This is a genomic window from Mitsuaria sp. TWR114, from assembly GCF_007997345.1.
In genome coordinates, this window is record NZ_VOSR01000698.1 from 1 (window position 1) to 8,333 (window position 8,333).

Consider the following 8,333-nt stretch of genomic DNA (forward strand, 5'->3'; position numbering starts at 1 on the left):
CTGGGCCCGGCGCTGGCCGCGCGCGGCAATGTGCTGCTGGCCAAGCTGGAGGGCAACAACCCGGCGGGCTCGGTCAAGGATCGTCCGGCCATCAGCATGATCCGGCGCGCCGAGGAGCGCGGCGAGATCAAGCCCGGCGACACGCTCATCGAGGCGACCTCCGGCAACACCGGCATCGCGCTGGCGATGGCCGCGGCGATCCGCGGCTACCGGATGGTGCTGATCATGCCGGAGGACCTGTCGGTCGAGCGCGCCCAGACGATGAAGGCCTTCGGCGCGGAACTGATCCTGACGCCGCGCTCCGGCGGCATGGAATACGCCCGCGACCTGGCCGAGCAGATGCAGCGTGACGGCAAGGGCCGCGTGCTCGATCAATTCGCCAATGGCGACAACCCCCGCATCCATTACGAGACCACCGGTCCCGAGATCTGGCGCGACACCGGCGGCCGCGTCACCCACTTCGTCAGCGCGATGGGCACGACCGGCACCATCACCGGCGTGTCGCGCTTCCTGAAGGAGCAGAACCCGGAAGTGCGCATCGTCGGCGCGCAGCCGGCGGAGGGCTCGCGCATCCCCGGCATCCGCAAGTGGCCGCCGGCCTACCTGCCCAAGATCTACCGCCCGGAAACGGTGGACGAGCTGGTGCTGGTCGGCCAGTCCGATGCCGAGGACATGGCCCGCCGGCTGGCCCGCGAGGAAGGCCTGTTCGGCGGCATCTCGGCCGCGGGCGCCTGCTGGGTCGCGATGCAGATCGCGCGCCAGGTGAGCAACGCGACGATCGTGTTCGTCGTCTGCGACCGCGGCGACCGTTACCTGTCGACCGGCGTGTTCCCGGCTTGATGGTCTGACGGCCTGACGGCCTGATGGCCTGATGGCATGACGGGTGGCCGGCGATCGGGGATGATCGCCGGATCGTGACCCGACGGCGCCGCGCGCCTTTGCCCATGACCTTCCGCTTCTGCCCGCAATGCGCCAGCGAACTGGCGTGGATCGAACTGCCGGAGGACGGCGGCCCCAAGACCCGGCTGCGCTGCCCCCGCTGCGACTTCACCCACTGGAACAATCCGACGCCGGTGCTGGCGGCGGTGGTCGAGTGCGTCGACCGCGAGGGCCAGGTCTTGCTCGCCCGCAACGCCGCCTGGCCGGGGCGCTTCTTCGGATTGATCACCGGCTTCATGGAGGCCGGCGAGTCGCCGGAAGAGGGCATCCGGCGCGAGGTGCTGGAGGAGACCTCGCTCGAGGCGCTGGGCGCGACGCTGATCGGCGTCTATGACTTCCAGAAGAAGAACCAGGTCATCATCGCGTACCACGTGCCGGCGCGCGGCGAGGTCACGCTGTCGCCGGAGCTGGTCGAGTACTCGCTGACGCCACCGGAGCAGCTCGAATGCTGGCCCGCCGGCACCGGCCAGGCGCTGGCGGACTGGCTGCGCGGCCGCGGCCTCGAGCCGAAGTGGATGGCGCCGCGCAGCTGAGCCGGGCTGACTAGAATCCGCCACATCGCCGGTGCGCGCGCCGGTCAGGACACACACATGGACATCCACAAGGAACTCGACACCCGCGGACTGAACTGCCCGCTGCCCATCCTCAAGGCCAAGAAGGCGCTGGCGGAAATGGAAAGCGGCCAGCTGCTCAAGGTGGTCGCGACCGACCCGGGATCGATGCGCGACTTCCAGGCCTTCTCGCGCCAGACCGGCAATGAGCTGGTCGAACAGACCAGCGCCGGCGACGAGTTCATCCACGTGCTCAAGCGCCGCTGAGCGCAGATCCGGAAACGAAGAAGGCCACGCGTTGCGTGGCCTTCGTGCTTCATGACGGGACAGTGACGGGAAGTCCTGCCGTCAGAAGTTCAGGGCGGTCAGATTTCCAGCGACTTCAGGTACTCGCGGAAGCTGGCGCCCAGTTGCGGATGGTCCAGCGCGAGCTCGACGTTGGCCTGCAGGAAACCTTCCTTGCTGCCGCAGTCGTAGCGCTTGCCGTCATAGCGGAAGGCGAAGACCTTCTCGCGGCGCATCAGCGCGGCGATGCCGTCCGTCAGCTGGATCTCGCCGCCGACGCCGCGCGGCTGCGTGGCGATCTCGCGGAACACGCCCGGCGTCAGGATGTAGCGGCCGGCCACGCCCAGGCGCGACGGCGCGTCCTCGGGATTGGGCTTCTCGACCATGTGGGTCAGGTCCATCAGGCGGTCGCTGATGGCAGAGCCTGCCACGATGCCGTAGCGCTTGGTGTGCTCGGCGGGCACTTCCTGGACGGCCAGGATGGAGGCCTGCCATTCGGAGAACTGGTCCACCATCTGCTTGAGCACCGGCGGCTTGCCCACCATCAGGTCGTCGGCCAGCAGCACCGCGAAGGGCTCGTTGACGACCACGCATTGCGCGCACAGCACCGCGTGGCCCAGGCCCAGGGCCTTGGGCTGGCGGATGTAGATGCACTCCATGTCGTCGGGCTTGATCGAATGGACCAGCGCGAGCAGTTCCTTCTTGCCGGCGGCCTCGAGTTCGGTCTCGAGTTCGAATGCGGTGTCGAAGTGATCGGGAATGGCGCGCTTGTTACGTCCATTCACGAAGATCATCTGGCGGATGCCGGCCGCGTAGGCCTCCTCCACTGCGTACTGGATCAGCGGCTTGTCGACCACCGGCAGCATCTCCTTGGGCTGCGCCTTGGTGGCGGGCAGGAAGCGAGTGCCAAGTCCAGCAACCGGGAAGATTGCCTTGTTGATGAGGGCCATTTACGTACACTCCAACGGTAATTGCGCCGGCATTCTTGCATGGCGCTACTGAAAGAAAATCAAACAATCCTCTCCAAACCCCTCATGTCAGTGCTAGTCCTGGAACCGCTGGAGGCAGACGTCCTGGAATGGCTGGCGGAGCGCCATGCCGTGCAGGTCGCCCCCGAGCCGGCGGACGCGCCGCTGACGCTGAGAGAGCATGTTGCGCAGGCCCAGGCAATTTTCCTGCCCGCCTCCGTCGCGCTGGATGCGGACACGGTCCGCCGCGCGCCGCGACTGCGTGCCGTCGGGCGCATCGGCGCCGGCGCGGAGAACATCGATCTGGAAGCCTGCCGCGCCGCCAACATCGAAGTGGTGCGCGCGCCGACCGCGGCGGCCTCGGCCGAAGCGGAGTTCGTCATCGGCGCCTTGCTGGCGCTGCTGCGCCGCGTGCCGGTGCAGGGCGCGGACGGGCAGTGGGTGGGACGAGAGCTCGGTTGCGCCACCATCGGCCTGGTGGGCCTGACGCCTTCGGCGCGCCAGCTCGCCACGCTGCTGCCGGTGTTTGGTGCGCGGGTGATCGGTTATGACCCCAGCCTGCACCATGCCGATCCGCTCTGGGCGCAATGGGGCATCGAACCCTATGGACTGCGCGAGCTGATGCAGGCCGCCGACGGCGTCAGCGTGCAGCTGGCGTATTTCCCGCGCTACCGCGGCCTGATCGGCGAGCGGGTGCTGAACTTCTGCAAGCCGTCGCAGGTGCTGGTGTCGACCTCGCACTCGGCCCTGTTCGACGAACAGGCGCTGGCGGACGCGCTGCATGGCGGCCGATTGCTGGCCGCGTGGCTGGACCTGATGGAGCCCGGCCTGATGGAAGCCGGCGCCCTTGCATGGGGCGCCCGGTCTGCAGGTCACGCCGCGCGTGGCGGCGACGACCCGGGAGTCACGGATGCGCGCCGCGTGGAGCGTGGCGCGGCGGATCTCGGAGATCCTGTCCACACCCGCGACGCAGGCCGAGTTCAGGCCGACCCACCCAGGCGCGCTGCCTGATCTTTTAGCCGAACCACGGTGGCGCTGAAGTCGGCGATGCGCTGACGTTCCTGCTCCACGACGGCCGCCGGCGCGCGCGCCACGAAGCTCTCGTTGCCCAGCTTGGCATTGGCCTTGGCGACCTCGCCTTCCAACCGGGCGATCTCCTTGGCGATGCGGGCACGCTCGGCCTCGACGTCGATCTCCACCTTCAGCGCCAGGCGCGCCGCGCCATGCACCAGCACCGGCGACATCGCGCTCTGCTGGTTGAACGCCGCCTCGTCCTCGATCAGCTCGACGCTCTGCAGCTTGGCCAGCACCTTCAGCGCCGGCGCGGCCTCGCGCAGGAAGGACAGGTCGCCGCCGGCCAGCAGCGGCACGCGGTCGGACGGGCTCAGGCCCATCTCGCCGCGCAGGCTGCGGCAGGTGCCGACCACGGCCTTGAGCTGCTCGACCCAGGCGATGGCCTGCGGGTCGATGCGCTCGGGCTGCGCGACCGGGTAGGGCGCGGTCACCAGGTAGTCGGTCGACTTGCGGCCGGCGATCGGCGCGACGGTCTGCCAGAGTTCCTCGGTGATGAAGGGCGCGATCGGGTGCAGCAGACGCAGGATGGTCTCGAGCACGCGGATCAGCGTGCGGCGCGTGCCGCGCTGCGCGGCCTCGTTGCCCTCGGCCTGCGCGGTCTGCAGCTGCACCTTGGCCAGCTCCAGATACCAGTCGCAGTACTCGTCCCACACGAAGGAATAGATCGCGTTGGCGACCTGGTCCAGGCGGTAGTCGGCGAAGCCCTGCGCGACGGCCTGCTCGACCTGCTGCAGCTCGCTGACGATCCAGCGGTCGGCCTGCGAGAACTGCAGGTAACCGTGCGCGCTGCCGCCTGGCGCGCATTGCTCCTTCGAGTGCTCGACCAGGCCACAGTCCTGGCCTTGCGTGTTCATCAGCACGAAGCGGGTGGCGTTCCACAGCTTGTTGCAGAAGTTGCGGTAGCCCTCGCAGCGCTTGCTGTCGAAGTTGACGCTGCGGCCCAGCGTCGCCATTGCCGCGAAGGTGAAACGCAGCGCGTCGGCGCCGTAGCCGGGAATGCCTTCGGGGAATTCCTTCTCGGTGGCCTTGCGGACCTTGGGCGCGGTCTCGGGCTTGCGCAGACCCTGGGTGCGCTTGTCCAGCAGCGGGGCCAGCTCGATGCCGTCGATCAGGTCGACCGGATCCAGCACGTTGCCCTCGGACTTGCTCATCTTCTTGCCTTGCGCGTCCAGCACCAGGCCGTGGATGTACACATGCTTGAAGGGCACCTTGCCGGTGAAGTGCGTCGTCATCATGATCATCCGGGCGACCCAGAAGAAGATGATGTCGTAGCCGGTGACCAGCACCGACGAGGGCAGGAACAGGTCCTGCTCGAGGGTCCTGGCCGGCCAGCCCAGCGTCGAGAACGGCACCAGCGCCGACGAGTACCAGGTGTCCAGCACGTCCTCGTCGCGCTTGAGCGGGCCGGTGTAGCCGGCGGCGGCGGCCTTGGCCTGCGCCTCGGCCTCGTCATGGGCGACGAAGATCTCGCCGCCCGTGCCGAACCAGGCCGGGATCTGGTGGCCCCACCAGAGCTGGCGCGAGATGCACCAGTCCTGGATATTGCCCATCCACTGGTTGTAGGTGTTGACCCAGTTCTCGGGCACGAACCTGACCTCGCCGCTGGCGACCACGTCGATGGCCTTCTGCGCGATGGACTTGCCGTCCTTGCCCGGCTTGCTGGTGGCGACGAACCACTGGTCCGTCAGCATCGGCTCGACGATCTGCCCGGTGCGCGTGCAGCGCGGGACCATCAGCTTGTGCTTCTTGACCTCGACCAGCAGGCCTTGCTCCTCCAGCGCCTTGACGATCGCCTTGCGCGCCGCGAAGCGGTCCAGGCCGCGGTACTCGGCCGGGATCTCGTCCATCGTGTCGACGACGGTCGCGTCCAGCGTGAAGATGGTCAGCATCGGCAGCTGATGGCGCTGGCCGACCTGGTAGTCGTTGGTGTCGTGGGCCGGCGTGACCTTGACGACGCCGGTGCCGAATGCCTTGTCGACGTACTCGTCGGCGATCACCGGCACCAGGCGGCCGGTGATGGGCAGCTTCACCTGCTGGCCGATCAGGTGCTTGTAGCGCTCGTCCTCGGGGTGGACCATCACGGCGGTGTCGCCCAGCATGGTCTCGGGCCGCGTGGTCGCCACGACCAGCGACTCGCCGCCATCGGCCAGCGGATAGCGGATGTGCCACAGCGAACCTTCCTCCTCCTCGCTCTCGACCTCGAGGTCGGAGACGGCGGACTTCAGGATCGGGTCCCAGCTGACCAGGCGCTTGCCGCGGTAGATCAGGCCTTCGTCGAAGAGCTTGACGAAGGTGTCGACGACCACGGTCGACAGCTTGTCGTCCATCGTGAAGTACTCGTGGCCCCAGGACACCGAGTCGCCCATGCGGCGCATCTGCTGCGTGATGGTGGAGCCGGACTGCTGCTTCCATTCCCAGACGCGGGCGACGAAGTTCTTGCGGCCCAGGTCGTGGCGGCTCTGGCCCTGGCCCTGCAGCTGGCGCTCGACGACGATCTGCGTGGCGATGCCGGCGTGGTCGGTGCCGGGGACCCACAGCGTGTTGTGGCCGCGCATCCGGTGGTAGCGCGTCAGCGAGTCCATGATGGTCTGGTTGAACGCGTGCCCCATGTGCAGCGTGCCGGTGACGTTGGGCGGCGGCAGCTGGATGCTGAACGACGGCCTGGCCGGATCGAGCGTCGGCTCGTAGAGGCCCTTGGACTCCCACAGCGGGCCCCAATGGGCTTCGAGAGAGGCGGGTTCGAAGGACTTGGCGAGTTCGGTCATGGGGGCGCTCCGCCGCGAGGCGGTGTCATCTAGGCGAGGGACACGGAGCCGGCGATTGTAGAGGGCCATGGCTCCGGCGAGCCCCGTCGGGGGCGCGTGGAACGGGGGACAGCCGAGAGGGGGAGAGCCGTCGCCCGGGCGGGGGATGTCGAAAACCGGCCCCCTGACGCGTCGTGTCAGCAGAGGCGCTGCCTCCCCCCTTGGAGGCATTCCGTCGGGTGGGCAGGGGGCGATACAAAACGAAAAGCAGCGATACCGCGGTGAGATGCCCCGACGAGGCGGCATGGGAATCATGGCGACATGGATTCACCGCCCGGACAACCGGGCTTTACCGAGGAACTGCACCATGCACCTGTTTCGACGCTGGAGCCACCACCATGAACGTCAGCACGCTCACTTCGGCCACGATGGTCGCTTCGGTCCTTTCGGCCCTGTGTGTGACGATGGCTTCTACGGCCCGCTGCCCGTCCACGGCCCCTGGCACCGGTTCGCCGGTTTCGGCGGTTTCCCGTGGGGCTGGGGCGGGCTCGGACGCGAGCAATTCCGACACGGCCGCCACCGCCACCACGGTGGCCCTGGTCACCACGGCGGTGATGGGTGGAGCGGCTTCGGCGGGGGCCTGGGACCCGATGCCCACGGTCGCCGCGGCGGGCGGCTGCAAGCCCGGGCCCGCGCCTTTCTGGACCTGAGCGACAGCCAGGCCGAGCTGCTGGAGCGCCTGGTCGACCAGCTCGGCACGGCGCGGCGCGCGGTCAAGGCGCTGGCCCGTGGTCCGGAGGTCGCCCGGCTGATCGAGAGCGACAACTTCCGCCGCGAGGAGGCGCAGGAACTCTTCGACGGCCAGGTCGAGGCGCTGCGGGCGACCGGTCCCGCGCTGGTGGCGGCCGTCGGCGACTTCTTCGACGCGCTCGACTTCGACCAGCAGCAGATGCTGCGCTTCCTGTTGCGCCGGCTGCGTCGCCGCGCCGGACGCGACGGCGGCCGGGGTGGCCACGACCGTCGCGACGGTCACGGCGCTGCCAACGACCGGGGNNGCGACTGCCGGCAGCCTCCGGGGCTGCTGCGGCCGGTCATCGACCGCAACCGCTGCGAAGGCAAGGGCGATTGCGTCGAGGTCTGCCCCTATGGCGTGTTCTCGGTCGGCACCTTGCCGGCGGAGCGCCGCAAGGACCTGAGCCTCTTCGGCAAGCTGCGCGGTTATGCGCACGGCTGGCAGCAGGCCTTCACGCCGAATGCCGACGCCTGCCGGGCCTGGCGGCCACTGCGTGAAGGCTGCCCGGAGCGCGCCATCACGCTGGTCCGGCACACGCGCGCCGCGGGCGCCGACGGCTCCCCGGGCCAGGCGGCTGGGCACAATGGACGGCACGATGCACCGACTGCTGCTGATTGACGACGACGAGGCGCTGGCCGCGCCGCTGGCGAGCTACCTGGCGCGTTTCGACTTCGCGCTGAGCGCCGTGACGCGGCCGAGCGCCGCGCTGGCGCGGCTGGCCGAGGAGCGCTTCGACGCGCTGATCCTGGACGGCATGCTGCCGGAGATGGACGGCTTCGCCTTCTGCAAGCGCGTGCGCGGCGGCAGCGAGCCGTGGCGCGAGATCCCGATCCTGATGCTGACCGCGCGGGGCGACCTGACCGACCGGGTGGTGGGCCTGGAGCTGGGCGCGGACGATTACCTGGCCAAACCCTTCGAGCCCCGCGAGCTGGCCGCGCGCCTGGGCCGGCCGGAGGCGGTGCGCGCGGTCGCGGCGGCG

Annotated in this window: 8 protein-coding genes; 6 read left to right on the forward strand and 2 right to left on the reverse strand. The window is 69.1% G+C overall.

Translation table 11 applies throughout. The features are described 5' to 3' along the window. From cysM to FUT87_RS22600, 3 genes are all read left to right on the forward strand, one after another. Positions 1-840 (forward strand): cysteine synthase CysM (gene cysM / locus FUT87_RS22590; RefSeq protein ID WP_147242466.1); only part of this gene is annotated, 840 nt, incomplete at its 5' end. 104 nt (positions 841-944) lie between these two features. After that, positions 945-1,472 carry an NUDIX domain-containing protein gene (locus tag FUT87_RS22595; protein ID WP_091733292.1) on the forward strand — a complete coding sequence of 176 codons (528 nt, stop codon included), beginning with the start codon at positions 945-947 and terminating at the stop codon, positions 1,470-1,472. Positions 1,473-1,529: 57 nt separating this feature from the next. Continuing rightward, positions 1,530-1,757, forward strand: coding sequence for a sulfurtransferase TusA family protein (locus tag FUT87_RS22600; protein ID WP_091733295.1), 228 nt, complete (start codon positions 1,530-1,532; stop codon positions 1,755-1,757). Between the two features lie 98 nt (positions 1,758-1,855). On the opposite strand, the gene galU is transcribed toward FUT87_RS22600, so the two are convergent. Further along, positions 1,856-2,725 (reverse strand): UTP--glucose-1-phosphate uridylyltransferase GalU, encoded by an 870-nt coding sequence (gene galU, locus FUT87_RS22605; RefSeq protein ID WP_091733299.1) that lies wholly within the window; start codon positions 2,723-2,725, stop codon positions 1,856-1,858. An 84-nt stretch (positions 2,726-2,809) separates the two neighbouring features. Between galU and FUT87_RS22610 the strand changes: the two genes are divergently transcribed. Further along, the gene (locus FUT87_RS22610) at positions 2,810-3,754 is read left to right on the forward strand and encodes a D-isomer specific 2-hydroxyacid dehydrogenase family protein (RefSeq protein ID WP_186830709.1); all 945 of its coding nucleotides are present in this window, start codon (positions 2,810-2,812) and stop codon (positions 3,752-3,754) included. Here FUT87_RS22610 and FUT87_RS22615 read toward each other — a convergent pair. After that, the gene (locus FUT87_RS22615; RefSeq protein ID WP_147242468.1) at positions 3,724-6,582 is read right to left on the reverse strand and encodes a valine--tRNA ligase; all 2,859 of its coding nucleotides are present in this window, start codon (positions 6,580-6,582) and stop codon (positions 3,724-3,726) included. The genes FUT87_RS22610 and FUT87_RS22615 overlap by 31 nt on opposite strands. 433 nt (positions 6,583-7,015) lie before the next feature. Between FUT87_RS22615 and FUT87_RS31030 the strand changes: the two genes are divergently transcribed. Together FUT87_RS31030 and FUT87_RS22625 are read left to right on the forward strand one after the other, a co-directional pair. Then, on the forward strand, positions 7,016-7,972 hold the full coding sequence (locus FUT87_RS31030) for a hypothetical protein (protein WP_186830710.1): 957 nt from the start codon (positions 7,016-7,018) through the stop codon (positions 7,970-7,972). Further along, the coding region (locus tag FUT87_RS22625) for a response regulator (protein WP_147242469.1) at positions 7,950-8,333 on the forward strand (384 nt) is incomplete at its 3' end. The genes FUT87_RS31030 and FUT87_RS22625, both read left to right, overlap by 23 nt.